The sequence below is a fragment of the Pseudomonas sp. B37(2017) genome, from assembly GCF_002112885.1.
In the GTDB taxonomy this organism is placed as follows: Bacteria; Pseudomonadota; Gammaproteobacteria; order Pseudomonadales; family Pseudomonadaceae; genus Aquipseudomonas; species Aquipseudomonas paraglycinae.
The window spans coordinates 19,563-44,958 of record NZ_NEIX01000012.1 but is presented as its reverse complement, the minus strand read 5'-3'; the positions used below and the strand labels follow the sequence as shown (position 1 = coordinate 44,958).

Here is a 25,396-nt window from a genome sequence, read left to right as displayed (position 1 = left end):
GGGACGATCGGGTGTTACTTCGCGACCTTGCCGAGAACGCGCAGGCGGCTCACACCACCGTCCGGGAACACGTTCAGACGGATGTGGGTGATCGGGCCCAGTGCCTTGATCTGCTCGACGAAGGTATGTTCGGCGTGCATTTCCAGCTTCTGGCTTGGCAGCAGTTCACGCCAGAACAGCGACTGGGTTTCGATCTGGCTGTCGGTGCCGCCCTTGACGAACGCGCCCTGGATCGAGCAGGTGTCCGGGTAGTTGCCCTTGAAGTGCAGGGTGTCGACGATGATTTTTTCGATCTCGCCCGGATGGCCCAGCGCGACGATTACCCAGTCATTGCCCGGGGTGCGACGACGTGCGGTTTCCCAGCCGTCGCCCATGTTGATGCCACGGCCCGGGTTGAGGATGTTGCTCATGCGGCCGAAGTGTTCGTCGGAGCAGGCGAGGGCGCGGCCACCGTTGAGGGCTGCGGCCAGGTCGACTTGCTCGTTGTCGCCAACAGCCGACCAGTCGCGGAACGGAATGCCGTACACGCGCAGACGGGCCACGCCGCCATCCGGGTAGATGTTGAAGCGCAGGTGGCTGAACGCCTTGTCGTTGCTGATTTCGTGGTAGTGGTGGCTGTTGCCCTGCAGCTCGACGGCCGACAGCACTTCAGTCCACTGGGTGTTTTCGTCCGGCTCGCCCGACGCCAGGAAGCAGGCTTCCAGCGAGGCCGATGGCGGGAAGTTGCCGGTGAAGAATGAAGTGTCGATGTCCACGCCTTTGATCGAACCCGGTACGCCCAGGCGGATCACCGCGCTGTCGTAGCCTTCGAAGCGCTTGCGGCGGGACTCCCAGCCGTCCATCCACTTGCCGTTGTCATCGAACACGCCCTCCTTCCACACGGCCGGGGTCGGCTGAAACAGACGATTGGCGTCTGCGAACCAGTCATCGGTGACCGAGATGATTTTGGTGCCCAGGCGGGCATCGGCCAGGTTGACGAACTTCTCGAAAGGTACGGCGTAAGCTTTCATTCTTCTTGTCTGCCTTTAAATAAGTGGCTTGGGATGCTTGCAGGGCCCTGGGAAACACAAGCGTTCTAGAGGTTTCTCGGGCCAGGCTTGCTAGAGAGTCAGTAATCGGAACAGGGCGATCTTGTTGATCTCCGCCAGCGCGCATTTGAACTCGGTGTCGACCGGGTTGTGAATGCGCGTTTCGAACGCCGCGAGGATCTGATGCCGGTTGCTGCCTTTTACCGCCATGATGAAGGGAAACTTGAACTTGGCTTTGTAGGCGTCGTTCAGCTCGGTGAAGCGCTGGAACTCTTCGGCCGTGCATTGGTGAATACCGGCGCCAGCCTGTTCATTGGTGCTGGCTTCGGTCAACTCGCCCTGGACGGCAGCTTTGCCGGCCAGGTCCGGGTGAGCGTTGATCAGTGCCAGCTGGCTGGCGTGATCGGCGCTCAACAGGATGTCGCTCATGCGCTGGTGCAGGGTTTCGATCTGGTCGATCGACGCGTCCTGGCCCAGGTCGAAGGCCTTCTCGGCCACCCATGGCGAATGTTCGTAGATGTCGGCGAAGGCTTTGACGAAGGCGTCGCGGCTCAGGGTCGACGGTTTCAGGGTTTGAAAGGTGCTCATTTGGCAGCCCCTTGGTACGGGTGGGTTTCGTGCCAGTGACGCGCGATGTCGACGCGGCGGCTGAACCACACCTGTTCATGACTTTTAGCGTATTCGATAAAGCGCTTGAGCGAAGCCAGACGCGCCGGACGGCCCACCAGACGGCAGTGCAGACCGATCGACAGCATCTTCGGTGCTTCGGCGCCTTCGGCATAAAGCACGTCGAACGCATCTTTGAGGTATTCGAAGAAATCGTCGCCCTTGTTGAAACCCTGGACCTGGGTGAAGCGCATGTCGTTGGTGTCCAGGGTGTACGGGATCACCAGGTGCGGCTTGCCGGTCGGGTTGTTCGGTTCCCAGTAGGGCAGGTCGTCGTCGTAGGTGTCGCAGTCGTAGAGGAAACCGCCTTCTTCCATCACCAGGCGACGGGTATTCGGGCCGGTGCGGCCGGTGTACCAGCCCAGCGGGCGCTCGCCGGTGAGTTCGGTGAGGATGCGGATCGCTTCGAGCATGTGCTCGCGTTCCTGCGCTTCGTCCATGTACTGGTAGTCGATCCAGCGGTAGCCGTGGCTGCAGATCTCGTGACCGGCCTCGACCATCGCGCGGATCACGTCCGGGTGACGCTGGGCGGCCATGGCCACGGCGAAGATGGTCAGCGGAATGTCGAATTCCTTGAACAGTTTCAGGATCCGCCAGACGCCGGCACGGCTGCCATACTCGTAAAGCGATTCCATGCTCATGTTGCGCGCGCCTTGCAGAGGCTGGGCAGCAACCATCTCGGACAGGAAGGCTTCGGATTCTTTGTCGCCGTGCAGAATGTTGCGCTCGCCGCCTTCTTCGTAATTGAGTACGAACGACAGGGCGATCCGGGCATTGCCCGGCCAGTGTGGGTGAGGAGGGTTACTGCCGTAACCGATCAGGTCGCGTGGGTAGTCAGCGCTCACTGCAGTCTTCCTTCTTATTCGTTGACAGATTGTGTGGCGCCCTGAAGTTTGGATGGCAGGCTGGCGTCACAGCGATGGGCTGATTGTATACAACTTTATTCTCAATTTGTAAGCCTGAATTTTCGCATTTTTCACCGGCTGTCATCTTTTGCTGTTAATGGCGTGAACCTGCAAGAAACCTGCCTGACCAGTCAGCTAATGGATTGGGGGTTCAATGAATGCGAGGTTACGAGGCAAATCACCGTGAAATCGAAGGATGGCGGGGGTAGCAGCAAAAATGTCGTTTTTATTGTGTACAATTTTTTTGAAAAGTGTCTTAATCAATCGCTCGCCGCAGCTTTTCGTGCTCCGAAACGGTGCGGTCTCCTTTTCAACTGACTTCGGGAGGCGCGAAGTCTGACTGCTCCACGCAGGCAGGCGCGCAGAATCAATGGGACGTTTGACAACACACGTTTTGGACGCTGCACACGGTTGCCCGGGCAGCTCGATCAAGGTCGAGCTGTACCGCGTTGAAGGTTCGCACCTGGAATTGGTCGCCAGTGCGCTTACCAACAGCGATGGCCGGGTCGATGCGCCGCTGCTGCAAGGCGATGACTACCGTACCGGTGTCTATCAGGTTCAGTTCCACGCCGGCGATTACTACCGCGCCCGTGGCGTCCAGTTGCCGGAGCCGGCATTCCTGGACGTGGTCGTGCTGCGGTTCGGCATCTCTGCCGAACAGGATCACTACCACGTACCGTTGCTGATCTCGCCTTACAGCTATTCCACCTATCGGGGCAGCTGACCCCCAAGCAGCTGCCCCTACCGGGAAGCGACTGCGCATATAGCTTCTTTGGTCTTTCGCCCGCTCACACTGCGGGCTTTTTTTCGCCCGTCGTTCAGCGAAGTGCAATCACAGCCGTGGGTTTGCGTCGCGCACGATAAACACGGTGTCGTTGGCGTTCGCCAGCATCTGGGGACCGCCTCTGAGCCAGACGACCTTGTTTGCAGCGTTTGCTGCGATAACGGCCGCCGCCGCTGTCGCACCCACCTGAATGTGCAGACGTAGATTGGCACTGCTGTGATCGACATTCAGCGTCTGGTTGATCTTGCGGCCCCGGATGCGATGCAGGCTGATGAAGAACACGTAGTCATGCCCCGAGCGCTTGAACACCAGCGCCGGAAACGAGTTGGAGAGGCTGGGATCGAATACGGCGTAGCCGTTGCGGGTCAGCAGGGTGGCCATGAAACGTTTGAGATCCAGCGCCGATTGCGTGGTGTTGGAATACAGCCATTCCTGGCGAAACAGTGCCGGATCGAAATCCAGTCGCTGCAGCGGACCGTCCGATGTCGGCGTCGGCAATTCGATGATGCGAACCGCCCCATTGCCCGACGTCGGGAGAATCGGCAGCATCAGCAGCGGATCGGCCAGTTGCGGACGGGGATGGCGGTTTCCGGTCTGCCAGTCATTGAATGTCTGGCGCAGAAGGGTCAGCCCCGATCCGGTCGCCGTGTCGGAACCATTTGCCAGCACGAACTGGTGAAAGGCGACACTCTCCAGCGAGGTCGTCGATAGCTCCGGAAAGTATTGGCTGATGTATTTCGTCAGTGGACGTTCGAACGGCAGCGTCGGATCGATTTGCCAGTCATTAGCAGGCGGAACCTGGATGGCGCCCCGCGGCTGTTCCTGTGGTTCCAGTCTGAGCGTGCGGTCCAGCAAGTCGAAGTCGTAGATCAGATGACTCGGGTTCTTGATGTAGACGATCGGATCGCTCGCATCACCTCGCGGAATGACTTTGTACTGGATACCGTCGACGCGAATGTCACCGGTGGTGGCATGTTGCGGGTCGATGCCCCAACTGCTCCACGGATCCAGCGTTTCATCGATGCGCTGACGTTTGGGCGGTACGACCGACGGTTCGTCATCCGGCAATCGGTGACGTGTCATGGACAGCTGCGAGATGTCGGCATCCGGCGCGTTTTGCGCAGGGAGCGGACGCCACACAAGCGTACCTTCAACCCTTTCCAGCAGTGGGCCGGATGCCAGGAGCTCACTGGATAACCGGGCCCTCAATCCATTCTGCGCATCGGGGCCGATCTGCACCGTCCCCCCTTCGACAAGGTCGACGTAGGTATAACGTCCCGCTGTGCGCGTGCCGTCCCGAGGATCGGCAGGCGGCAATCTGTTGACCAGTCCGGGGGCGAGAAAATAGCTGCCGATCGGTCGTTGCGCGGTGACGTTCCGGACATGTGTCTCGGCAGGGAGATCGTAGATTTCGATCATCTGTTGACGGGTAACGGGTGGCGCAGGCAATTGCCAGGCCGGGTGGGTCGAGGTCGGATCAATCAGTGTGTCGGGCAACAGTCGAGGCGGCGTTGAAATGTCCGGCGTGGTGTCTCGGAAGACAGGCGTGGAATCCGCTGTATCTGTTTTCGTTCGGATAGGACGTTTGGGGCTCATTGATGATCAGCCTTCGCGAAGAATGAAGAGGGTGGGTTGGTCCGGGCTCGGATGTTGAATGCCGCCCACCAGATAATTGACTTTGTCTTGTGCCAGCAGAGCGTTCAGCCTTTGTTGTCCGGTTTCATCGAGTGTCATCCGCGCTGCCGAACTGGTCAGTTCGGAACCCGGCCTGGTATAGCGAGGGATGAAGCCCGGGGAGACCAACGGGAGCTTCAATACGAAAAGCGAGTCCAGTCCTTCCCGATGAAAAACCAGCGAGTGTTCCAGCAGCAAGGGATCTGGCGAACTGACGGTGTATCCACTCTTGACCAGGATGTTGTAGAAGAGCTTTTGCAAGCTCGAAGCCCCCGGTGCAGCCGTATATTCACTCCATTGCTGCGAGAATTTCTGCGGATCAAAATCGACTCGCTGCAGGCTCGGCCCGGTTGTCGGGGGCAGCACGATTCTTCCCCCGAAAGTGCCGTCAGAGATGATGGGCTGGATCGGCAGCAACAGCAGTGGATCTGCAAGGTGTCGGGGGGCGGGGATGGCCCTGTCTTGCCAGTGACGGAAGCTCTGGCTCAGTGCCTGCAACCCTTCACCGTTGATCACTTCGGCGCCGCGGGACTCTCTGAACATGGCCTTGGCCACGGCCCTGGCAGACGGCCCGGACAAGCACTCGAAGGCATCGGCAACATATTGCGTCAGCGGCTTTTCGAATGGCAGTCGATGGTCTGTAAAGCGCCACTGATTGTCCGGGCCGCGAGCTGCCCAGCGCGGTTGCAGTGTGCGATCGTCCACGAGCATCTGTTCGAAGGCATCAAAGCGCTCGGGGTTGAAACGCGGGTGCTTGATGCAGACGATCGATGTGTTGGAGCGAACGATCTGCGGCACGATCGGGTAGTGCAGCCCGTCTATTTCAACCGATTGACCGCCGGTGGGCTTTGTCGGCTGGCCCCAATTTCGCCATGGCTTGTTGGACAGATCCAGAGGCTGGGCAATGGTCGAAGGCTTGTCGGCGAGTGGGTCTGGATCGGTCGACGCGTCATCTTCATCCAGTCGCGGACGCTTGCCCGGATCGGCCTGCGTGTCCGGCTCGTCGACATGCGGGCGGCGTGCCGTGATTGCTTGTCGTTTTTGCCACAGATTCGTGCCCCGGATCCGCTCGACCAGAAAACCGGAGGGCGTCAGTTCGCTGGCCGAGGTCAGTTGAAAGCGTCCGTCAGGGTGCTGATGAACCATGGCGGTGCCTTCGCGCATGTCCACATAGGTTCGCTCCCGGCCGTCACGGCGGATGCCTTGCGAGGACGCGGCTGCCGGGGTCAGCCTGAGGGCCAGATGTGCAGGAATGAATACGGGTGATGTCGGCCTTGGCGAGGCTTCAGGTGCAATGCCTGACGCGTGTGGCGGCTGGCGGGGCAGCATCTCGCTGACTTCGACCGAGGGCTGTCGGTTGCCTGCGTCATGTTCCGTCGTGCGCGGCGAAGAGTGTCCGGTCAGAGTCGGCTCGCCGGTGGGCAGATGCATGCCGGGGCGAATGTTCGAAACGTTATCGAGGTTGACGTGAGGCGTGTCTGTTGAAGGCCTGGGAGGCGACGAACCCGCTGGAGGAATCTGCTTGGGTGGCTTGGCCATTTGAAGTGCTCCGGTGTACGACTGATTCAGCTGTGTAAAGCCATGGAGTGATGCTGGCTAAAGGGGGCTGAATGATCGTCAAAGCGCACTTCTGGCGTGCGGTACATATATCAATCGGTGCAAGCGACTGATGCAAAGCGTTTCCAGCTGAGTCCGTTGCTCCCGAGGGCATCAGTTGTAGTGCGTTTGTCCGGATAAAAGCCAGGCGAAGTGTTTCGCCTTTTCCAGTTTCTCCGGGTAGTCCAGCGAGAGATCGCCCATCAACCTGACGCAATGTTCGCGCAGGAGTCTCAAGGCGTGGTCGCCCAGCGGGGGAGTGTAAGCGAGGCCGATCTGTGCCACTTCTTCGAACAGTTTCAGTTGGTGGGTGCAGTGGTTGGTCGTCTGTAGATCCAGGCGATCAATTTCGCGGGACTTGTCCGCGTCGAGTATCCATTGACGTTGCGCCAGGTGATATCGCAGGGCACCGAGGCTGCCATCTTTCATGGCCATGTTGCGCACAAGTATGTCGTCTTCCGGATATTGCTTCAGTTCGATAGGCAACGGGGTGGAGAGGTCGGTTGGCGGTACGAGAAACCGTGCATCGATCGCTTCGATATAAACCGCTTCGAAGATCAGGTCGACCGCCCAGACAATGCCTTGCGCGGTGATGACGCGAATCTGGTCGATCAGGTCGCCCGTGTTCTGGTATTGCGGCAGGTAAATGATCGTCTGTCCGATCTGTAACCGGTTGTCGACGAGCGTGATCTCGACCGTGCCCAGGCTGGAGGCGTCGAATTCCCACGTCGAGGAAAATGCCAGTTGCTGGCTCGCGGTCGCCAGTGCGCCGGGTGTGGAAATGCGCAATGACATGCCGGGGGTGAGGTGGACGAGGTACTTCGAGCCCTCACCGGTGAGGCTTTCCACGGCAGTCTGGTACGCAGCGGGTTTGAGCATGACGCACTTCTCCCGGCTACCCAGCGCATGTGCCTGGTTGTCGAGCGGTTGCAGGTATTGATGCGTTCCCGCTCTGGGGGAAAGTGGCAGAGGCACGTTGCTGGTCCAATGCATCGGACCGCTTATTTCAAACGTGTCGTTCCAAAAATGACTGTCGGTGACGGCGGGCTGAACAAGCCGATAAGACGCGCCGTCGTTCATGACCAGAATGAACGAGTGATGTGTTGCCAGTTCGGGGGCCTTCAACCGGGGCTTGAGATCACGCATGCCGGACATGGTCGAAGAGGCAAGATTTTTGATCGCTAGCTGTTTGCTGCCGAAATGCAGGGTCATCCCGCATTCCTTGTACATGATGTAGTTGAAGTGAGTGCCGCGTATGAGGTCGGCGTTGTAATAAGCCTCGACGCGCGTCAGTTCTGTGCTGGCGCAATCAATGTGCAGCGTAGTGACCCTTGTATTACCGGTCGCTGTTACCTGGAAAACCGTCTGGATATTGTTGCGTGACAGCCAGTAGCTCGAACTCCTGTCGTTGGGGACGGTGCACTTCGTATCAAACACGATGACCGGAAGCTGTCGGATTCCCTGTCGCAGGATCACCACTTCCACATCGACCGCTTGCGGCGTTTCGATGCTGGCTGGAAGTTCTGGCACGAGATGAAATCCGTCTTTGGTGATGAAGGTCAGTTTTCCATTCTGTAGCGCTCGTTTGTCCCCGGTTCGCTGGTAGACATTCTTGATCCTGACCACTTTCTTGCTGACGTCGTCGAATTCGAATCCTGATGTGATGACCAACTCCCGGTTTTCGATCTTCCAGCTTTCGATCAGGTCCGATCGCCAGTCCAGTGCAATGATGCTTTCCTCTGCGCCGTCTTCAATAATCGATGCTGCGCCGGGGACATGAGCGATAGCGTAGGCATCCTTGCCTTTGCCGCCATTGGCCGATACGTAATGGCTGAGCAAATAAATCTGGTCCTCGCCGGGGCCTGCATCAATCTCGTCGCGACCACGGGACTTGATGATGTTCGGACCGTCACTACCGATGACTTCATTGGTTGCACCGGCCAGCGTCTCGACGTTTTCGATACTTTGCAGATGACTGTGCAGCCTGTAGGCCTGCTCTTTTGGAGTGGGCGGCTTGACCAGTAGCGACATCTCGCCCTTATGCAAGTCCACTCGGAATCCGTAACGATCTTCGTTGGTTTCCGGGAAGTGTCCCGCCAGTTTCAGCGTGTCGTTACCTGCATCACCTTGCAGTTCGGAAATCAGTGTTTCTTGGGTGCCGGTTTTCAGCAGGTCGGCAGCGCCCTCGAAGATGAACTCGTCGGCTTTCTCGCCACCGTTCAGGGATTTATGGCCGGCAGCGTAATAGAAGCCGTTTGGTTTTTTTTTCACCCCTTGAATAGTGTCGTTACCGCCGCCGATAAACCACAGGATGTCCTTGTCGTCGGCAGAAGTTCCAAGCACTGCTCCGGGAGTGTCTTTGGTAACGCCTGCGCGTGCATCGATGGTGTCGTTGTGATCGTTGATGCGGGGACGCTTGATGGTTTTGTACTTCGGGTTTTGTGCTGTCCACTCATAAGTCGCGACCTGGATGGGTTCGACATCCACCTGGAAACTGCCATTGACGATGGCTTCGGCCTGGTCTTTTAGTGTCTCGTCCAGCAACTTTCGGGCAGTGGCGCGCAGTTGTTGTGAGTGTCGGGCGGCCGACCTGGCGATAAGGTGGCGATCTTCAATGCTTTCATCCGGGCTGATTCCCCAGAACGCAAACCAGCCGGTACGCAGACGCTCTTCGGTGGTCAACGTGATGTAGTCGTCAATGTCATCGACCACATTGATCGCCGCCCAGACTCGGGATCCTGCGACCAGCAGTAAGCCAGCGACCAGCCCGATCGGGCCCGCCGAGGAGAATCCGGCCAGTGCCGCTGCACCGAGCAGCACGGTCATGGCCGCGCTGGTGACACTCAACCCGGCATTCATATAGTGATTGATGGATTCTTGGCCGGTTGTCCGGGCTGCCGCCTTGAAACCATCCACCGCGGAAATGATATCGAAGGGCAGCGTCAGGGCGCCGCCAATCAAGCCGCCGCCGCGCCCCAGTTTCAGGGCGAAACTGGTTTTGGCAAAACCCTTGAAGGCACTCTCGCTGGCCTTGAGCATTTGCGTGACTTTGCGGGCTACCGCGAGATCGATCGCTATCGAAGCAACGTCAGCGCTGAACGCCGAACTGTTGAACACGATGCCATATGAATCCTTGTCTCTGATTGCATCTTGCAGACCGCGCAGACCACTGTAGATCCCGAACGCCTGAAGTCCGATACCCGTGCTGGCCATGGTGCGGCTGGTTGAGCGTTTGACCCAGTTCGGGAGTGGCTGCTGAATATGGGCATGGCGGATGTCGAGTTTTTGCGCTGCGTTCAGAAGTTGTTTCAGCTTGCCCGGATAAGTACCTGGATCGCTCGGGGAATCGAATGAGTCATGCAACAACGGCGGCGCCGTCAGGGGGCGTTGGCTGGCAAGTTCGAAGAGCAGGCTGGGAAGCAGATAATCATCCGCCCCGGTCGTTGTTTTCATCCGCGCTTCAATGACGGCTGGATCAAACTGCAACGCATTGATGAAACGCTTTCCGGGCGTGCGGAAAAACGTGTTCTTGCCGTTCAGGGGTTGCCCGTCAATGGTCGCGCCCAATGTATCCAGGGCTCTACGGGTGATTGAATATCCGCCTATCTGCAGTGGGCCGAATACCTGGTCTACCGTTTTCAGTTGCGCTCTTTTGCGTTTGAGCGCGGGCGGGGTCTGGAGGGAATTGTTGTCGTCATAGTCGATCGTTGACGGTTGCCGTTCATTGCCGACAAGTTGCATGTCGGCAATGTCTACGTCGTTATGTTCGATCGATGACGGGAGGATAAGGGTAGCCATTTGAACATCCTTGTTCTGAAGATGAGGTTGCGCTGTGGCGTCATCTTAGGAAGAGGGTTCAAACGATGTACATCGGCGGGGTGTTGCGGTGTGTTGCGTTTTGGAAACGGAAGTTGCTGCCAGTTTCGATGCATGAATCAAGTGTCGAAACTGGCAGCCAGCTTTGAAATTTCTGAAGCTCAGAAGATTGTCTGCGAGGAATCAGTGCCCGCTGAGCAGCGATGCGGCACCGGCACCGCCGAACAATCCGGCGCTGATGCGGTTGAACCAGCTCTGACCCTTGCCGCTGCGCAGGTAACGCGCTGCACCATGGGCACCGAGGCCGTAGGTCAATTTGCACAGCAGATCGAGCAGCGTCCAGGTGGCGATCATCACCAGCAGTTGCGGCAGGAACGGTTGTTCGGCGCTGAGGAATTGCGGCAGAAACGCGGCGAAAAACAAAATGTCTTTCGGATTGCTCGCGCCCAGCACGAAGGCCCGGCTGAACAATGCACGGAATTTCGGAACCGGTGCAGCCTGAGGTACTTCGGCACCCACCGACGGCTGGCGCGATTGCTGCCAGCTCTGCCAGGCGAGGTAGAACAGGTAAATCGCGCCGACGATCTTCAGGGCGCTGAACAGTTTTTCGGACGCCAGCAGCAGGGCGCCCAGCCCCAGCGCCGAGGCACTGAGCAGGCAGATCGAGGCGAACACGCCACCGAGAAACGCCGGGTACGATCGACGCAGACCGTAATTCAGACTGTTGCTGATCATCAGCAACGACAGCGGCCCCGGAATCAGGATCACCACCAGCGCAGCGCCGCTGAACAGCAGCCAGGTTTCCAGACTCATCACTTGCTCCTTTTTATCGTTATCAAGAATGTGCAAAAGCCCCACCCGGTGGGGTGAGGCTGTTTTGAAGCTTGAACCGCGTAGCGCTTACAGGAAGATGAACTTGGCGATGAAGATCGCGCAGAGCACCCACAGGCTGACGGAGATCTCTTTGTATTTACCGGTGCCGGCCTTCAGCGCGACATAGGTAATGAAGCCCAGCGCGATACCGTCGGCGACCGAGAAGGTCAGCGGCATCATGATCGCGGTGACGATCGCCGGAATGCTGTCGGTCGCTTCGTCCCATTCGATGTGCGCCATGCCGCCCATCATCAGCATCGCTACGTAAATCAGCGCGCCGGCGGTGGCATAGGCGGGAATCATGCCGGCCAGCGGTGCAAAGAACATCGCGGCTATAAATAGCACACCCACGGTGACTGCGGTAAGACCAGTCCGACCACCAGCCGCTACACCGGCGGCACTTTCCACGTAACTGGTGACCGGCGGAACACCGACGACCGCTCCGAAAACGCTGGAGGCGGAGTCGGCTTTCATGGCGCGGGAGAGGTTCTCGATGCGCCCGTCAGCGTTCACCAGGTTGGCGCGCTGGGCGACGCCCATCAGGGTGCCGGCGGTGTCGAACATGTGTACGAAGAGGAAGGCAAGCACCACGCTGATCATGCTGACGTTGAATACGCCGGCGACGTTCATGGCCATAAAGGTCGGTGCCAGGCTTGGCGGGGCGGACATGATGCCCTCGTAGTGCACCAGACCAATCCCCCAGCCGGCCAGGGTCACGGTGATGATGCTGATGAGGATCGCGCCGAACACTTTGTGGTAGCTGAGGATCGCGATCATCAGGAAGCAAATGGCGGCGAGCAGTGGGCCGGGTTCACGCAGCGAGCCGAGTTTGATCAGGGTGGCCGGGCTATCGACGACGATGCCGGCGGTTTTCAGGCCGATCAGCCCGAGGAACAGACCTACACCGGCGCCCATCGCATAGCGCAGACTGACCGGAATGCTGTTGAGCAGCCATTCGCGAATCCGCGAAAAGGTCAGGATCATGAACAGCACGCCCGAGACGAACACCGCACCGAGCGCGGTTTCCCAGTTGTAGCCCATGGTGCCGACCACGGTGTAGGTGAAGAACGCGTTGAGGCCCATGCCCGGCGCCAGGCCCACTGGCCAGTTAGCGTAGAGGCCCATCAGCAGGCAGCCCAGCGCGGCGGCGATACAGGTGGCGACGAAGGCTGCACCGTGATCGATCCCGGCATCGGCCATGATGTTCGGGTTGACGAAAATGATGTAGGCCATGGTGATGAAGGTTGTCAGACCGGCAATCAGCTCGGTCTTCACCGTGGTGCCATGCAAGCTGAGTTTAAAGATGCGCTCAAGCAGGCCATTGCGTAACGGCGGCGAGAGTTCCAGCGTCGATGCTTCGGATTTGCGGCTTTCCACAGCGAGTACTCCTCAAGAGTTTTATTGTTATTTCCAGGACCGGACCCATGAGGGGTGGCAGCGGCCCTTTGAGGCATACGCGAATTTGTTGACCATGCGGTCAGAAACTCGCACGCTGTGGATTATGCTTTTGTGTACAAATAAAGCAAATATTGTTTTTGGTTTTGTAGACGAAAATACTGGCGATCAAGCTATATCACTCGTTCGGACGATGTGTTCCCAGTGCCAGATTCACCGCCAGCCAGCCGTTGACCGCCGTTTCGCCCGCTTCGGCAAAGACGCGCTCAAGCAATTTCACCTGCTCGCGGCGTAATGCCTGTTCAAATTTCGCGCCTTCAACGGTCAGCTCCAGCAGGCGTTTGCGCTTGTCAGTCTCGGACGCCACGCTGTCCACCAGATGCATTTCCTGCAATTGCCGCAACGGCATGTTCAGCGCCTGCTTGCTGACGCCGAGCAGCGCGAGCAATTCCTTGACGCTCAGATTCGGATAACGGGCAATGAAAAACACGATGCGTTGATGCACTCGGGACAAGCCGCGACGCTCGAGCATTTCATCGGCCTTGGCGGTGAACGCCTGGTAACCGAAGAAAAATGCTTCCATGGCTTGTTGCTGGCTGGCGCAGTTTTTAAGGTCAAGCATATTGACGTTTCCAGAGAGGGTGTCGTAATTTCAGTCAACAAGTTTGACTCATTTTTCCCATGCCTCGCTAGCGGTGACTTCCATGGCTTTTTCCGAACGTGTCTCGCGCCTCAAAAGTTCTCTGATCCGTGAAATCCTTGCTGCGGCCCAGCGCCCGGAGGTCATGTCATTCGCTGGCGGTTTGCCGGCTGAAGCGATGCTGCCGAAGGTAGAGTGGGCAGAAATGCCGCTGTCTCTCGGCCAGTACGGCATGAGTGAAGGCGAGCCGGCACTGCGCGAAGCGCTGGCGGCAGAGGCGAGGGCGCTGGGTTTGTCGTGTGAGGCGAGTCAGGTGCTGGTGGTCAGCGGCTCCCAGCAAACCCTCGACCTGGCGGCCAAGCTGTACATCGACAAGGGCACCGAAATCCTGCTTGAAGCACCGACCTATCTGGCGGCCTTGCAGATTTTCCAGCTGTTCGGCGCCGATTGCCTGACCGTACCGCTGGAGGCTGACGGTCCGAACCTTGCGCAGTTGCGTCAACGCCTGGAACAGCATCGCCCGGCGTTCATCTATTTGATCCCGACCTTCCAGAACCCGTCCGCCGTGCGCTACAGCGAAGCCAAGCGCGAAGCCGTTGCGGCATTGCTCGACGAATTCGGCGTGACCCTGATCGAAGACGAACCCTATCGCGAGCTGACCTTCGATGGCGGCAGCGCTCAGCCGATTGCCGGACGCCTGAAGAAATCCAGCTGGATCTACACCGGCACCGTGTCCAAAACCCTGTTGCCGGGCCTGCGTGTCGGCTATCTCATCGCCAGCCCGGATCTGTTTCCGCATCTGCTCAAACTCAAGCAGTCGGCGGATCTGCACACCAACCGCATCGGCCAGTGGCAAGCATTGCAATGGATCGGCAGTGAGAAATATCAGCAGCACTTGAGTGAATTGCGTGGCTTCTACCGACAGCGCCGCGACGCCTTTCAAGCGGCACTGGAAACCCATTTCGCCGATCTGGCGGACTGGAACACGCCGCAGGGCGGGCTGTTTTTCTGGCTGACCCTGAAGCAACCGCTGGACACCCGCACCTTGCTGAACACCGCGCTGGCCAACGATGTGGCGTTCATGCCGGGTGAACCGTTCTTCCCCGAGCCGGATCGCAATCCCGGGCATCTGCGCCTGAACTTCAGTCACATCGACCCGGCCCGACTGGACGAAGGGCTCAAACGTCTGGCGGCGGTGGTGCGCCAGGCTCAGGCCGCGCAGGCGGCATAAAAAAACCGGCCATCAGGCCGGTTTTTTTTGGATCAGACTGCGGCGAACCGCTTGTTCAGATACTCGATGATCGTGTTGGACTCGTACATCCAGGTGGTCTGGCCGTTCTCTTCGATGCGCAGGCACGGCACCTTGATCTTGCCACCCTGTTCCAGCAGGGTCTGACGATCCTGCTCGTTGTTTTTCGCGTCCTTCAGGGCCACCGGAACATTCAGGCGACGCAGGCTGCGGCGGGTCTTCACGCAGAACGGGCAGGCGTGGAACTGATACAGGGTCAGGTCCTTCGCGGCGGCGTCAACCTGAGCCTGGGCAGCGGCGGGGCGCTGTTTCTTGCCCGGGCGGGTCAGGAAATCAACGAAGATGATCAGTTGGCCGAGGCCGACACGAAGCGCTTTGACGAACACGTTACAAGCCTCACTGGGACATTGAAGAAGGCGCGCAGCTTACCCGATTTTTCACGGACGAAAAAAAACCGGCGATCAACGCCGGTTTTTTTCTGTCACGCATTACTTGATCAGGCTGAGAAACTCGCTGCGGGTCGCCGCGTTTTCACGGAACTCACCGAGCATCACCGAAGTGATCATCGACGAATTCTGTTTCTCCACACCGCGCATCATCATGCACATGTGCTTGGCCTCGATCACCACGGCCACGCCCAGCGCGCCGGTGACCTGCTGGACCGCATCGGCGATCTGGCGGCTGAGGTTTTCCTGGATCTGCAGGCGGCGGGCGTACATGTCGACGATCCGCGCGACCTTCGACAGGCCCAGCACTTTGCCGCTCGGGATATACGCGACGTGGGCCTTGCCGATGAACGGCAGCAGGTGGTGTTCGCACAACGAGTACAGCTCGATGTCCTTGACCAGCACCATTTCGCTGTTGTCGGAGCTGAACAGGGCACCGTTGGTGACCTCTTCGAGCGTCTGTTCATAACCGCGGCAGAGGTACTGCATGGCTTTGGCGGCACGCTTTGGCGTGTCGAGCAGGCCCTCGCGGGAGACGTCCTCGCCCAGTTGGCCGAGAATCGCGGTGTAATTCTGTTCCAGGGACATGAAACTACCTGTGGGGATTTTCGCAAAGGGCAAGGGTACGGTGGCGGACACGACCCTGCAAGTTCGGTGTGACGGGTTTATTCGTCGCGGCCTTCCATCATGGTGCGTTTGAGCATCACGTAAACCGCGCCGGCGCCGCCATGTTTCGCCTGGCACGAGCAGAAACCGAGCACTTGCGCATGCTGGCGCAGCCAGGTGTTGACGTGGCTTTTGATCATCGGCCGCTTGCCGTCCAGACGCACGGCCTTGCCGTGGGTGACGCGCACGCAGCGGATTTCGAATTTGGTGGCTTCGGCGAGAAACGCCCAAAGAGTTTCGCGGGCCTTTTCGACGCTCATGCCGTGCAGGTCGAGGCTGCCTTCGAACGGGATCTGCCCGATCTTGAGCTTGCGCATCTGGCTTTCCTGCACGCCGTCGCGGGCCCACATCAGCTCGTCTTCGGGACCGACGTCGATCACGAACTGATCGGACAGGCCGTCAACGGTAGCGGTGTCGGTGCGCACGGTGGCGGACTGGCGCAGCTTGGCGATCCGGTCACGGTCAGCCTTGGGTTTGCCGGTGTCGGCGCGGTCGTGCTTGATCGGCTTGACGCCTTGGATCGCACTTTTGAACAGGGAAAAATCGTCGTCTTGCATGTCAGCCTCCGCGAAGGGCGGCCAGTTTACCCAAACAGACACAAAACGGCCCGGCAAAAAGCCAGGCCGTTGATCAATCGTGTTTTTTCATCAGGTGCGGGGACATGTTCAATTCCCGCGATTGCCGTGCGCGACGCCGGCAACGACGCCACAGGGCCACGCCGAAATACAGGAACAGCAGGCCGACTGCGAGAATGATTGCCGAGCCAAGCGGTGTTGCATTCAGATCGCCGAGCGCCGGCGGGCGCCCCAGCAGGCTGGCGGCCCCGGCCATCGCCAGCAGCACGCCGAACGTGGCCAGTATGGCCGCGATCGCCGCGCCGAATCGAAATCGCCAGTTGCTTTGGCCTTTGGGCCGCAAGCGGCGTGCGTCAAATCCATCGGATAACTTCATTCCGACCTTCCTCAATGGGTATCGGCCCTTCGACCGGGAGTTGACCGGGTTGTTCCTGAGGCTAGGGTAATTGAAGCAAATGCGAGGTTTTTGCAGATGAGCGGCGGGCTGAGCCGCTCATTTACGGTCGATCAGATCAGATCCTGGGTCAGCGCGAGGGTGGCGAAGTTGTCGGCCATGATCGCCATTTCTGCTTCCTGCACCTGTTCGGCGCTGAGCACGCGGCCCTTGAACGGCAGATCGCGGGTGGCACAGGCATCTTCGACCAGGGTGCAGCGGAAACCCAGGTTTTTCGCCGCGCGCACGGTGGTGCTGACGCTGGAGTGGCTCATGAAACCGCAGACGATCAGGTCCAGCGAGCCGATGCTTTGCAGGCGATCGTAGAGTTCGGTGCCGTGAAAGGCGCTTGGCAGCAGTTTGCCGATGATGGTTTCATCGCCCTGGGGTTCCAGGCCGGGGATGAACTCGCCGCGTTCGCCCTGCGGGTCGAACAGACCGCCGACGGTGCCGAGGTGACGCACGTGCACGATCGGCCGGCCGGCTGCGCGGGCGGCGGCAACCAGTTGTTTGATGTTCGCGACAGCCGCGTCCATGCCGCTCAGGGCCAGCGGGCCGCTGAGGTACTCTTTCTGGGCATCGATGATGACCACGGTGGCATGGCTCAACGTGGCCGCTGCGTAACCGCGACCGCTGAGTTGAAACATCGTTTTTGGAACGGACATTCTGGGGCTCCTTCGGGTGGGGCTTTTGCGACATTGTCCTCTGGCTGAGCGGTTCTGTGAATCGCTACCATCGTAGACACCGTCGTTGCTGGCCTGCAGCCTTGTCAAGTTACACGATCTGTTCAATAGCCGAGGGGAAAATCGGAAGAGTCCTACCGTCGCCCCGGAATCTTTCCTGCGTCGTCGCGGCGCGTTTTGGCTGCTAGAATCGCCAGTCGTTTTTTCTGGAGTTCTGCCCCGTGATCACTTCCCGACTTCGTACCCTGCGCGACCACATCCGTTGGGCCGTCAGCCGCTTCCATGGGGAGGATCTGTTTTTCGGCCATGGCACCGACAATGCCTGGGACGAAGCCCGGCAGCTAGTGCTCGGTGCCTTGCACCTGCCATGGGAAATCGCTGACAGCTATCTGGATTGCGCGCTGGAAGACGACGAACTGGTCAATCTTCAGCGCCTGCTCAAGCGTCGCATCGAAGAACGCATTCCGACCGCTTACCTGCTGGGCGAGGCATGGTTCTGCGGCATGTCGTTCATCGTCGATGAGCGCGTGCTGATCCCGCGTTCGCCGATTGGCGAGCTGATCGAAAACCGTTTTGCCCCATGGATCGGCGACGAACCTGCGCGCATTCTCGACCTGTGCACCGGCTCCGGCTGCATCGGCATCGCCTGCGCCTACGAGTTCCAGAACGCCGAAGTGGTGCTGGCGGATCTGTCGTTCGAAGCGCTGGAAGTGGCGAACCAGAACATCGAGCGTCATGGCGTCGATGAGCGTGTGTTCACCGTGCAGGGCGATGGTTTTGATGGTCTGCCGGGTCAACGTTTCGACCTGATCGTGTCGAACCCGCCCTACGTCGATGCGGAAGATTTCGCCGACATGCCGGACGAATACCAGCACGAGCCGGAACTGGGCCTGGCCTGCGGCGATGACGGTTTGAACCTGGTACGCCGGATGCTCGCCGAAGCGGCGGATCATCTGACCGAGAAGGGTTTGCTAATTGTCGAGGTGGGCAACAGCCAGGTGCACGTCGAGGCGCTGTACCCGGAAGTCGATTTTGCCTGGCTGGAGTTCGAGCGCGGCGGGCACGGCGTGTTCATGCTGACCGCCGAACAGTGCCGCGCCCATCAGGCACTGTTCGCTTCCCGCGTCTAAATTGCTCTGATCGTTCCCACGCTCTGCGTGGGAATGCAGCCCGGGACGCTCTGCGTCCCATCCGAGTCAAACGCGGAGTGTGGGAAAGATCAGTCAGCGGTGCGTTGCAATCCAGATCAGCAACCCGGCCTGAAACACCGCAAACGCCACCAGGCAAGTAATGGTGAAACGCAAACCGGCGTCTTCACGCTTGAACTTGCTGACCTTGTCTTCCTGCTTCTTCAGCTTCACTTCCTGCTCGGCGAGGTTCTGCTCGGCCTGCTGCAACATCTGCGCAGCTTCAAGAATCTCGACGATCTGCAGCTTTTCGCTGTTCCAGTCGCCCAGCAAATCACCGACCTGCACTTCCTTGACGCTGCCCTTCAAATGCTGGGCGTCGGCGTAAACCACGTCAAAGCCATGCACTCGCAGAAAATGATCGCGGCGCAGGCGAGTGTCTTCGTTCAGCGCGTCCTTGTTGTTCAAGTCCATGCCGTCGACGGTGTAGGTGGGCCAGCGTTTTTTCGCCCAGTTGATGCCCTGGGCGGCCATGAAACGGCCGATGCCACGGTTCATCGGTTCGATCTGCAAACCGCTGTCCGGGCCGAAATGCACGCGTTTGGTCGTGTGGTCGACCCACACGTCCAGATGATTCTGTTCTTTACGCACGCGCTGAGCGGGCAACTTGATCGCCATGCGCATCAGGCTGTGTTCTTTGCCGTTGCGCTCGGCGTAACCGAATTCAACGAAGCGCAGCGGCCGCCCGCCGGTGTTGCGGTCGGTCTGCAACGGCGCCAGGCGGAGCATCTTGTGGTGCTCGACGTGGACATCCGCCCATGGCAGCTCGACCGCTGGCGGTGCGTCTTTTTCAGCGGTGGTGTCGGGTGAAGTCTGGGTATCAGTCATAACGGCGAGATCCTGTCCAAGCTGCTTGCCGCCAGCCAGTACGCTGGCGACAAAGGCTTATCGGCCGTTTTTCAAAGTCCTAGAGGGTAAAAGAGCTTAACGGGTGCGAAGTCCGTCAATAAATTCAAGAACGCGTGTCCCCAGTTCAGCCGCCAGGGGCAAATTCGGGTCCTTGTAGGAGGCCAGTTGCCGCTTCACGTCGTTGGGTACGATGCGCAACACGTGGTTCATGCCTTCGATCAGCGCCAGTTGCGCGTCCGGTTTGGCGGCCTTGAGCAATTTCGCATCATCGACCTGAACCTGAATGTCGTTGCTGCCTTGGACGATCAGCGCCGGCATTTTCAGTTGAGCGAAGGCCGCCGCCGGATCCTGACGGAACAGTGAAATCAGATACGGCTGCACACTCGGACGGAAAATTACCTGCAACGGCGCCGGCACATTGTCGTCGGTATGCCCGGCCTTGAGGCTGTCGAGCAGTTCATTGCTGCGCAGCATCAACGGGGGAGGGAGGCTGCGGGCCAGTTGCCGGCGCAGCACCTGATCAATCGGTCGGGCCGTGCCGGAAAGCGAGATGACCGCCGCCGCGTCGACCTTTGGCGCCGCAAGGCTGGCAATCAGCGCGCCTTCGCTATGGCCGAGCAGGATCAACGGGCCGAAGCGCGGATCGGCTTTAAGCTTCTGACCCCAGGCCACGGCGTCCGCCACATAGGCTTCCACCGACAGGTTTCGCTCGTCCGGGGTTGCCGCAAGGCTGGCCGCCACGCCGCGCTTGTCGAAACGCACGCTGGCGACATTGTGTTTGGCCAGCACCCAGGCCAGTCGTTTGAGGCTGTCATTGCGCCCGCCGTCGGGGTTGTTTCCGTCACGATCGGTAGGACCCGAGCCAGAAAGGATCAGGACAACCGGCACGGGGCTGTCGGATTTCGGCAGCAACAGCGAGCCGAAAAGTTCGCCATTGTCGGTAGTCAACGTGACCGGACGTTGCAGGACAGTTGCCTGGACAAAGCCGGTAAACAGGGAAAGGCTCAAGATCAAAACTCGCAGCATCATCACGCCATCATTTGCCAAGGTGCCGGTTGGACTCACCCACACCGCTAAGGTTCGAGGATGAACTACTCGGTTAGCCTGCGTATACTGGCGCGCATCACGAATTTGGGTTCGATTTCACGGAGCGTCCTGCATGTCCGGCAATACCTACGGCAAGCTGTTCACTGTCACCACCGCGGGCGAAAGCCATGGTCCGGCGTTGGTCGCCATTGTCGACGGCTGCCCGCCGGGCCTGGAGATTTCCCTTGAGGACCTGCAACGCGATCTCGACCGTCGCAAGCCGGGCACCAGCCGCCACACCACCCAGCGCCAGGAAGCCGACGAAGTCGAAATCCTTTCAGGCGTGTTCGAGGGTCGCACCACCGGCTGCTCCATCGGACTGCTGATCCGCAACACCGACCAGAAGTCCAAGGACTACTCGGCGATCAAGGATCTGTTCCGCCCGGCCCACGCCGACTACACCTACCACCACAAATACGGCGAGCGCGATTATCGCGGCGGCGGTCGCAGCTCCGCGCGGGAAACCGCCATGCGCGTCGCGGCCGGCGCCATCGCCAAGAAATACCTGGCCAGCCAGGGCATCGTCATTCGCGGCTACATGAGCCAGCTCGGTCCGATCGAAATCCCGTTCAAGATCTGGGAATCGGTCGAGCAGAACGCCTTCTTCAGCCCGGATCCGGACAAAGTGCCGGAGCTGGAAGCCTACATGGACCAACTGCGTCGCGATCAGGACTCCGTCGGGGCGAAGATCACCGTGGTTGCCGAAGGTGTGATGCCGGGCCTGGGCGAGCCGATCTTCGATCGTCTCGACGCCGAACTGGCCCACGCGCTGATGAGCATCAACGCGGTCAAAGGCGTGGAAATCGGTGCCGGTTTCGCCTGCGTCGCCCAGCGCGGCACCGAACACCGTGACGAGCTGACCCCGGAAGGCTTCCTCAGCAACAACGCGGGTGGCATCCTCGGCGGGATCTCTTCGGGTCAGCCGATCGTCGCGCATCTGGCGTTGAAGCCGACTTCGAGCATCACCACCCCGGGCCGTTCGATCGACATCGACGGCAATCCGGTCGACGTGATCACCAAGGGTCGTCACGATCCGTGCGTCGGCATCCGCGCCACGCCGATTGCCGAGGCGATGATGGCCATCGTGCTGATGGATCACCTGCTGCGTCACCGTGGTCAGAACGCCGATGTGCGCGTGAGCACCCCGGTGCTGGGTCAGCTTTGATGGGTGATCTCAAGGCCGCCGCGGTCTGACCGTGGCGGCGCTTCCGTACTGGCGGCTGTCCAGTTTCTATCTGTTCTATTTCGCCTTGCTCGGTTCGACGGCGCCGTTTCTGGCGCTGTACTTCGATTACCTCGGATTCAGTGCGGCACGCATCGGCGAGCTGGTGGCGATCCCGATGCTGATGCGCTGCGTGGCGCCGAACATCTGGGGCTGGCTCGGCGATTACACCGGCAGACGCCTGGTCATCGTGCGCTTTGGCGCGGTGTGCACGCTGCTGACTTTCTCATTGATTTTCGTCAGCAAGACCTACGCCTGGCTGGCGATGGTCATGGCCTTGCACGCGTTCTTCTGGCACGCGGTGTTGCCGCAGTTTGAAGTCATCACATTGGCGCATTTGCAGGGCCAGACCTCCCGCTACAGTCAGATTCGCCTGTGGGGCTCGATCGGTTTCATCATCACCGTGGTTGCTCTCGGTCGGCTGTTCGAGTGGCTCAGCCTCGACATCTATCCGGCGGCGCTGGTGTTGATCATGGCCGGCATCGTCCTCAGCAGTCTGTGGGTGCCGAACGCGCAGCCACCTCAGGGCAACCGGCCGACAGGCGAGGGCTTTCTCAAGCAGTTGCGCAATCCCGGGGTGCTGGCGTTCTACGGTTGCGTGGCGCTGATGCAGATGAGCCACGGGCCGTATTACACGTTTTTGACGCTGCACCTCGAGCGACTGGGCTACAGCCGTGGCGTGATCGGCATGCTCTGGGCGGTCGGCGTGGTGGCGGAAGTGCTGATGTTCATGGCCATGAGCCGGATCCTCGCGCGTTTTTCCCTGCGGCGGGTGCTGATGGCGAGTTTTCTGCTGGCGGCGCTACGTTGGTTGCTGCTAGGTTCGTTCGCCGAGTTCCTGTGGGTCCTGTTGTTTGCCCAGGTGCTGCACGCGGCGACGTTCGGCAGCTTTCATGCGGCTGCCATCGCGTTCGTGCAACGTAGCTTCGGCGCGCGCCAGCAAGGGCAGGGCCAGGCGTTGTATGCAGCGCTGGCCGGCACCGGTGGTGCGCTCGGCGCGTTGTATTCCGGTTACAGCTGGAATGCCCTCGGCGCGACATTGACCTTTAGTATTGCCAGTCTCGCAGCGCTCGCCGCTGCCGTTATCATTGCCATTCGAATGCAAGAGGACAGGCCATGAGCCTTACCCGTGAACAGCTTGCCCAGCAAATTGTCGACGCCGGGCGTTTTCTTTATGGTCGCGGCTGGTCGCCGGCCACCAGCAGCAATTACTCGACGCGCCTGTCGCCGAGCGAAGCGCTGCTGACCGTGTCCGGCAAGCACAAAGGCCAACTGGGCCTGGACGACGTGCTCGCCACCGACCTGTCCGGCAACAGCCTGGAGCCGGGCAAAAAACCGTCTGCCGAAACTCTGTTGCACACCCAGCTCTACAGCTGGCGTCCGGAGATCGGCGCGGTGTTGCACACCCACTCGGTGAACGCCACGGTGCTGTCGCGCCTGACGCCGCAAGACTTCATCGAGTTCGAAGACTACGAACTGCAAAAAGCCTTCAGCGGCATTTCGACCCACGAATCCCGGGTGCGCGTGCCGATCTTCGACAACGATCAGGACATTGCGCGCCTCGCCGCCAAGGTGCAGCCTTGGCTCGACGCCCATCCCGATTGCGTGGGTTATCTGATTCGCGGCCACGGCCTCTACACCTGGGGCGCGCAGATGAGCGATGCGCTGCGCCAGATCGAGGCCTTTGAATTTCTGTTTGAATGCGAGTTGAAGACCCGCAGCGTCATGAACCGCCAAGGCTGACTTCACCAGAACCAGCCAATTTGCCTGATGAATGCAGTGCCCGACCGGTCTCGAAGAACCGGACGGCAAGGCCGATACCGAGGAATGCCCCATGAGCAGCCTGTCCGTCTATCACGTTTCCAGCCCCGAAATTCCGAACAAGGTGCTGACCCATTTCGAAGACATCGCCTCGACCCTGGCCGAGCAGGGGGTGCGCTTCGACCGCTGGCAAGCCGCCGCAAAGATCCAGCCCGGCGCCAGCCAGGAAGAAGTGATCGGTGCCTATAAAGAGCAGATCGACAAACTGATGACCGAGCGCGGTTACATCACGGTCGATGTGATCAGCCTCAACAGCGATCACCCGCAAAAAGCCGAATTGCGCGCCAAGTTCCTCGAAGAACATCGCCATGGTGAAGACGAAGTACGCTTCTTCGTCGCCGGTCGCGGTCTGTTTACCCTGCACATCGACGATTACGTCTACGCCGTGCTGTGCGAAAAGAACGACCTGATTTCGGTGCCGGCCGGCACCAAGCACTGGTTCGACATGGGCGAGAACCCGCATTTCGTGGCGATCCGTCTGTTTAACAACCCCGAAGGCTGGGTCGCCAACTTCACCGGCGAAGACATCGCCGGCCGCTTCCCGCGTCTGGAGGACTGAGTCGATGTCGATCAAGGTCATTCTCACCGACATCGAAGGCACCACCAGCGCAGTGAGTTTTGTGTTCGACGTGCTGTTCCCGTATGCGGCGAAGCACCTGCCAGAATTCGTTCGCCAGAACGCCCAGCGTGCCGACGTTGCCGAGCAACTGGACGCCGTGCGCCGCGACAGCAACGAACCGCAGGCTGATGTCGAGCGAGTCGTGGAAATTCTGCTGGCCTGGATCGCCGAAGACCGCAAGGCCACGCCGCTGAAAGCGTTGCAGGGCATGGTCTGGGAGCAGGGTTATCAGGCCGGGCAGTTGAAAGGCCATGTTTACCCGGACGCCGTTGAAGCGCTCCAGCGCTGGCATCAGGCCGGGTATCAGCTGTTTGTGTATTCGTCCGGTTCGATTCAGGCGCAGAAGCTGATTTTCGGCTGCTCGGAAGCCGGGGATCTGACGCCGCTGTTCAGCGGTTATTTCGATACCACTTCAGGACCGAAGCGCGAAGCGCAGTCGTACAGCAATATTCAGCAGTCCATCGGAGTGGATCCGCAGGAAATCCTGTTCCTGTCCGACATCGTGCAAGAGCTCGATGCCGCCCAGGCCGCCGGCCTGCAAACCTGCGGCCTGGCCCGTGAAGGCGGGGAGTTGGCAGGGCATGTAACCGTGGACAGTTTCACCGGGATCGAACCGGAAGCGTTCTGAGTTCACCCAATCGACGCGCAAAAAAAACAGGCCGTGAAGCGAAAGCTCCACGGCCTGTCTGTTTATACGGTGTTCGAATTACATCGAGTGATAGGTCGGCAGGGCAAAACGCTGCTGGCTTTGCAGCATGCCGATCTGTGGCAGCTCGCTGGCCTGTTCCGCCAGATCACGACGGATCGCGCTGATCGCCCACGACAGTTGATCACCGGTATGCAGTTGCTGATACGTGAGCGCACGCTTGAACACTTTGCCGTCGGCACTCTTCAGCGTCAGCAGGATCCCGCCATCGGGACGGGGCTGGGTGGTGACGGCGAAGTTGGAAAACAGGGAGGTAAATTTTTCTTGGATCAGGTTCATGTCTTTCAGCTCCGTATGCACTTGAATGGCAAGCATGTATAGGGAGTTGCAGCGATTGTGCCAGTATTTGAGTTTTTAAAAATCCTTATAAATCAGTAATTTATAAAATCTGATGATTTTGGCTGTCGTGCAATCTGCATGAATGGCCATCGTGCATCCTGCATTTTGCGGGATCATTGTCGATTCGATTGAACCAAT

At 59.4% G+C, this 25,396-nt stretch carries 25 protein-coding genes; 8 read left to right on the top strand and 17 right to left on the bottom strand.

Annotated features, from left to right (window positions below):
* Positions 1-14: 14 nt before the first annotated feature.
* The 3 genes from alc to puuE all read right to left on the bottom strand — a co-directional run bounded on the left by alc (position 15) and on the right by puuE (position 2,539).
* On the bottom strand, positions 15-1,010 hold the full coding sequence (gene alc, locus CAF90_RS24845) for an allantoicase (protein WP_007960036.1): 996 nt from the start codon (positions 1,008-1,010) through the stop codon (positions 15-17).
* Positions 1,011-1,100: 90 nt separating this feature from the next.
* A complete protein-coding gene (gene uraD / locus CAF90_RS24840) occupies positions 1,101-1,616 on the bottom strand; it encodes a 2-oxo-4-hydroxy-4-carboxy-5-ureidoimidazoline decarboxylase (RefSeq protein ID WP_007960034.1) in 516 nt (171 codons plus the stop codon).
* Positions 1,613-2,539, bottom strand: coding sequence for an allantoinase PuuE (puuE, locus tag CAF90_RS24835; RefSeq protein WP_007960032.1), 927 nt, complete (start codon positions 2,537-2,539; stop codon positions 1,613-1,615). Before puuE ends, uraD begins: the two co-directional genes overlap by 4 nt.
* A 430-nt stretch (positions 2,540-2,969) precedes the next feature.
* Here puuE and uraH point away from each other — a divergent pair, with 430 nt between their 5' ends.
* Positions 2,970-3,323, top strand: a complete 354-nt coding sequence (gene uraH, locus CAF90_RS24830) for a hydroxyisourate hydrolase (RefSeq protein WP_011333195.1) — start codon at positions 2,970-2,972, stop codon at positions 3,321-3,323.
* Positions 3,324-3,431: 108 nt separating this feature from the next.
* Here the strand turns inward: uraH and CAF90_RS24825 are convergent, their stop codons facing one another.
* The 6 genes from CAF90_RS24825 to CAF90_RS24800 form a co-directional block, all read right to left on the bottom strand.
* A complete protein-coding gene (locus CAF90_RS24825; RefSeq protein ID WP_139834526.1) occupies positions 3,432-4,979 on the bottom strand; it encodes a hypothetical protein in 1,548 nt (515 codons plus the stop codon).
* Between the two features lie 6 nt (positions 4,980-4,985).
* Positions 4,986-6,596 carry a hypothetical protein gene (locus CAF90_RS24820; protein WP_139834527.1) on the bottom strand — a complete coding sequence of 537 codons (1,611 nt, stop codon included), beginning with the start codon at positions 6,594-6,596 and terminating at the stop codon, positions 4,986-4,988.
* Positions 6,597-6,767: 171 nt separating this feature from the next.
* A complete protein-coding gene (locus CAF90_RS24815) occupies positions 6,768-10,451 on the bottom strand; it encodes a hypothetical protein (protein ID WP_085608808.1) in 3,684 nt (1,227 codons plus the stop codon).
* A gap of 201 nt (positions 10,452-10,652) precedes the next feature.
* Positions 10,653-11,282, bottom strand: a complete 630-nt coding sequence (locus CAF90_RS24810; protein WP_007960020.1) for a LysE family translocator — start codon at positions 11,280-11,282, stop codon at positions 10,653-10,655.
* Between the two features lie 87 nt (positions 11,283-11,369).
* Positions 11,370-12,719: an NCS2 family permease gene (locus CAF90_RS24805; protein WP_007960018.1), complete on the bottom strand. Its 1,350-nt coding sequence runs from the start codon at positions 12,717-12,719 to the stop codon at positions 11,370-11,372.
* A 196-nt stretch (positions 12,720-12,915) separates the two neighbouring features.
* The gene (locus CAF90_RS24800; protein WP_085608807.1) at positions 12,916-13,359 is read right to left on the bottom strand and encodes a MarR family winged helix-turn-helix transcriptional regulator; all 444 of its coding nucleotides are present in this window, start codon (positions 13,357-13,359) and stop codon (positions 12,916-12,918) included.
* Positions 13,360-13,441: 82 nt separating this feature from the next.
* Here CAF90_RS24800 and CAF90_RS24795 point away from each other — a divergent pair, with 82 nt between their 5' ends.
* On the top strand, positions 13,442-14,608 hold the full coding sequence (locus CAF90_RS24795; RefSeq protein WP_007960012.1) for a PLP-dependent aminotransferase family protein: 1,167 nt from the start codon (positions 13,442-13,444) through the stop codon (positions 14,606-14,608).
* A 32-nt stretch (positions 14,609-14,640) separates the two neighbouring features.
* Here CAF90_RS24795 and CAF90_RS24790 read toward each other — a convergent pair whose 3' ends face one another.
* The 5 genes from CAF90_RS24790 to CAF90_RS24770 all read right to left on the bottom strand — a co-directional run bounded on the left by CAF90_RS24790 (position 14,641) and on the right by CAF90_RS24770 (position 17,411).
* Positions 14,641-15,012, bottom strand: coding sequence for a glutathione S-transferase N-terminal domain-containing protein (locus CAF90_RS24790; protein WP_007960011.1), 372 nt, complete (start codon positions 15,010-15,012; stop codon positions 14,641-14,643).
* Between the two features lie 102 nt (positions 15,013-15,114).
* Entirely contained in the window at positions 15,115-15,660 is a 546-nt protein-coding gene (gene folE / locus CAF90_RS24785) for a GTP cyclohydrolase I FolE (RefSeq protein ID WP_003204506.1), read from the bottom strand.
* A 77-nt stretch (positions 15,661-15,737) separates the two neighbouring features.
* Entirely contained in the window at positions 15,738-16,295 is a 558-nt protein-coding gene (locus CAF90_RS24780) for a Smr/MutS family protein (protein WP_085608806.1), read from the bottom strand.
* Positions 16,296-16,368: 73 nt separating this feature from the next.
* A complete protein-coding gene (locus CAF90_RS24775; protein WP_007960009.1) occupies positions 16,369-16,689 on the bottom strand; it encodes a hypothetical protein in 321 nt (106 codons plus the stop codon).
* Between the two features lie 131 nt (positions 16,690-16,820).
* Positions 16,821-17,411, bottom strand: coding sequence for a cysteine hydrolase family protein (locus CAF90_RS24770; protein WP_085608805.1), 591 nt, complete (start codon positions 17,409-17,411; stop codon positions 16,821-16,823).
* A 239-nt stretch (positions 17,412-17,650) separates the two neighbouring features.
* Here CAF90_RS24770 and prmB point away from each other — a divergent pair, with 239 nt between their 5' ends.
* On the top strand, positions 17,651-18,559 hold the full coding sequence (prmB, locus tag CAF90_RS24765; protein WP_007960007.1) for a 50S ribosomal protein L3 N(5)-glutamine methyltransferase: 909 nt from the start codon (positions 17,651-17,653) through the stop codon (positions 18,557-18,559).
* A gap of 93 nt (positions 18,560-18,652) precedes the next feature.
* Here the strand turns inward: prmB and CAF90_RS24760 are convergent, their stop codons facing one another.
* Both CAF90_RS24760 and CAF90_RS24755 read right to left on the bottom strand, forming a co-directional pair.
* Positions 18,653-19,444: a hypothetical protein gene (locus CAF90_RS24760; protein ID WP_007960006.1), complete on the bottom strand. Its 792-nt coding sequence runs from the start codon at positions 19,442-19,444 to the stop codon at positions 18,653-18,655.
* A gap of 96 nt (positions 19,445-19,540) precedes the next feature.
* A complete protein-coding gene (locus CAF90_RS24755) occupies positions 19,541-20,494 on the bottom strand; it encodes an alpha/beta hydrolase (RefSeq protein WP_085608804.1) in 954 nt (317 codons plus the stop codon).
* A gap of 130 nt (positions 20,495-20,624) precedes the next feature.
* Here CAF90_RS24755 and aroC point away from each other — a divergent pair, with 130 nt between their 5' ends.
* The 5 genes from aroC to mtnC all read left to right on the top strand — a co-directional run bounded on the left by aroC (position 20,625) and on the right by mtnC (position 24,841).
* Complete coding sequence (gene aroC / locus CAF90_RS24750; protein ID WP_085608803.1) at positions 20,625-21,716, top strand: chorismate synthase; 1,092 nt, start codon at positions 20,625-20,627, stop codon at positions 21,714-21,716.
* A gap of 31 nt (positions 21,717-21,747) precedes the next feature.
* Positions 21,748-22,893 carry an MFS transporter gene (locus CAF90_RS24745; protein WP_085608802.1) on the top strand — a complete coding sequence of 382 codons (1,146 nt, stop codon included), beginning with the start codon at positions 21,748-21,750 and terminating at the stop codon, positions 22,891-22,893.
* Positions 22,890-23,516: a methylthioribulose 1-phosphate dehydratase gene (locus CAF90_RS24740; RefSeq protein ID WP_007959997.1), complete on the top strand. Its 627-nt coding sequence runs from the start codon at positions 22,890-22,892 to the stop codon at positions 23,514-23,516. The genes CAF90_RS24745 and CAF90_RS24740 overlap by 4 nt, the downstream gene beginning before the upstream one ends.
* 91 nt (positions 23,517-23,607) lie before the next feature.
* Positions 23,608-24,153 (top strand): acireductone dioxygenase, encoded by a 546-nt coding sequence (locus CAF90_RS24735; RefSeq protein ID WP_039770173.1) that lies wholly within the window; start codon positions 23,608-23,610, stop codon positions 24,151-24,153.
* 4 nt (positions 24,154-24,157) lie between these two features.
* On the top strand, positions 24,158-24,841 hold the full coding sequence (gene mtnC, locus CAF90_RS24730; RefSeq protein WP_085608801.1) for an acireductone synthase: 684 nt from the start codon (positions 24,158-24,160) through the stop codon (positions 24,839-24,841).
* A gap of 78 nt (positions 24,842-24,919) precedes the next feature.
* On the opposite strand, the gene CAF90_RS24725 is transcribed toward mtnC, so the two are convergent.
* On the bottom strand, positions 24,920-25,198 hold the full coding sequence (locus CAF90_RS24725; protein ID WP_039769924.1) for a DUF3509 domain-containing protein: 279 nt from the start codon (positions 25,196-25,198) through the stop codon (positions 24,920-24,922).
* Positions 25,199-25,396 lie beyond the last annotated feature (198 nt).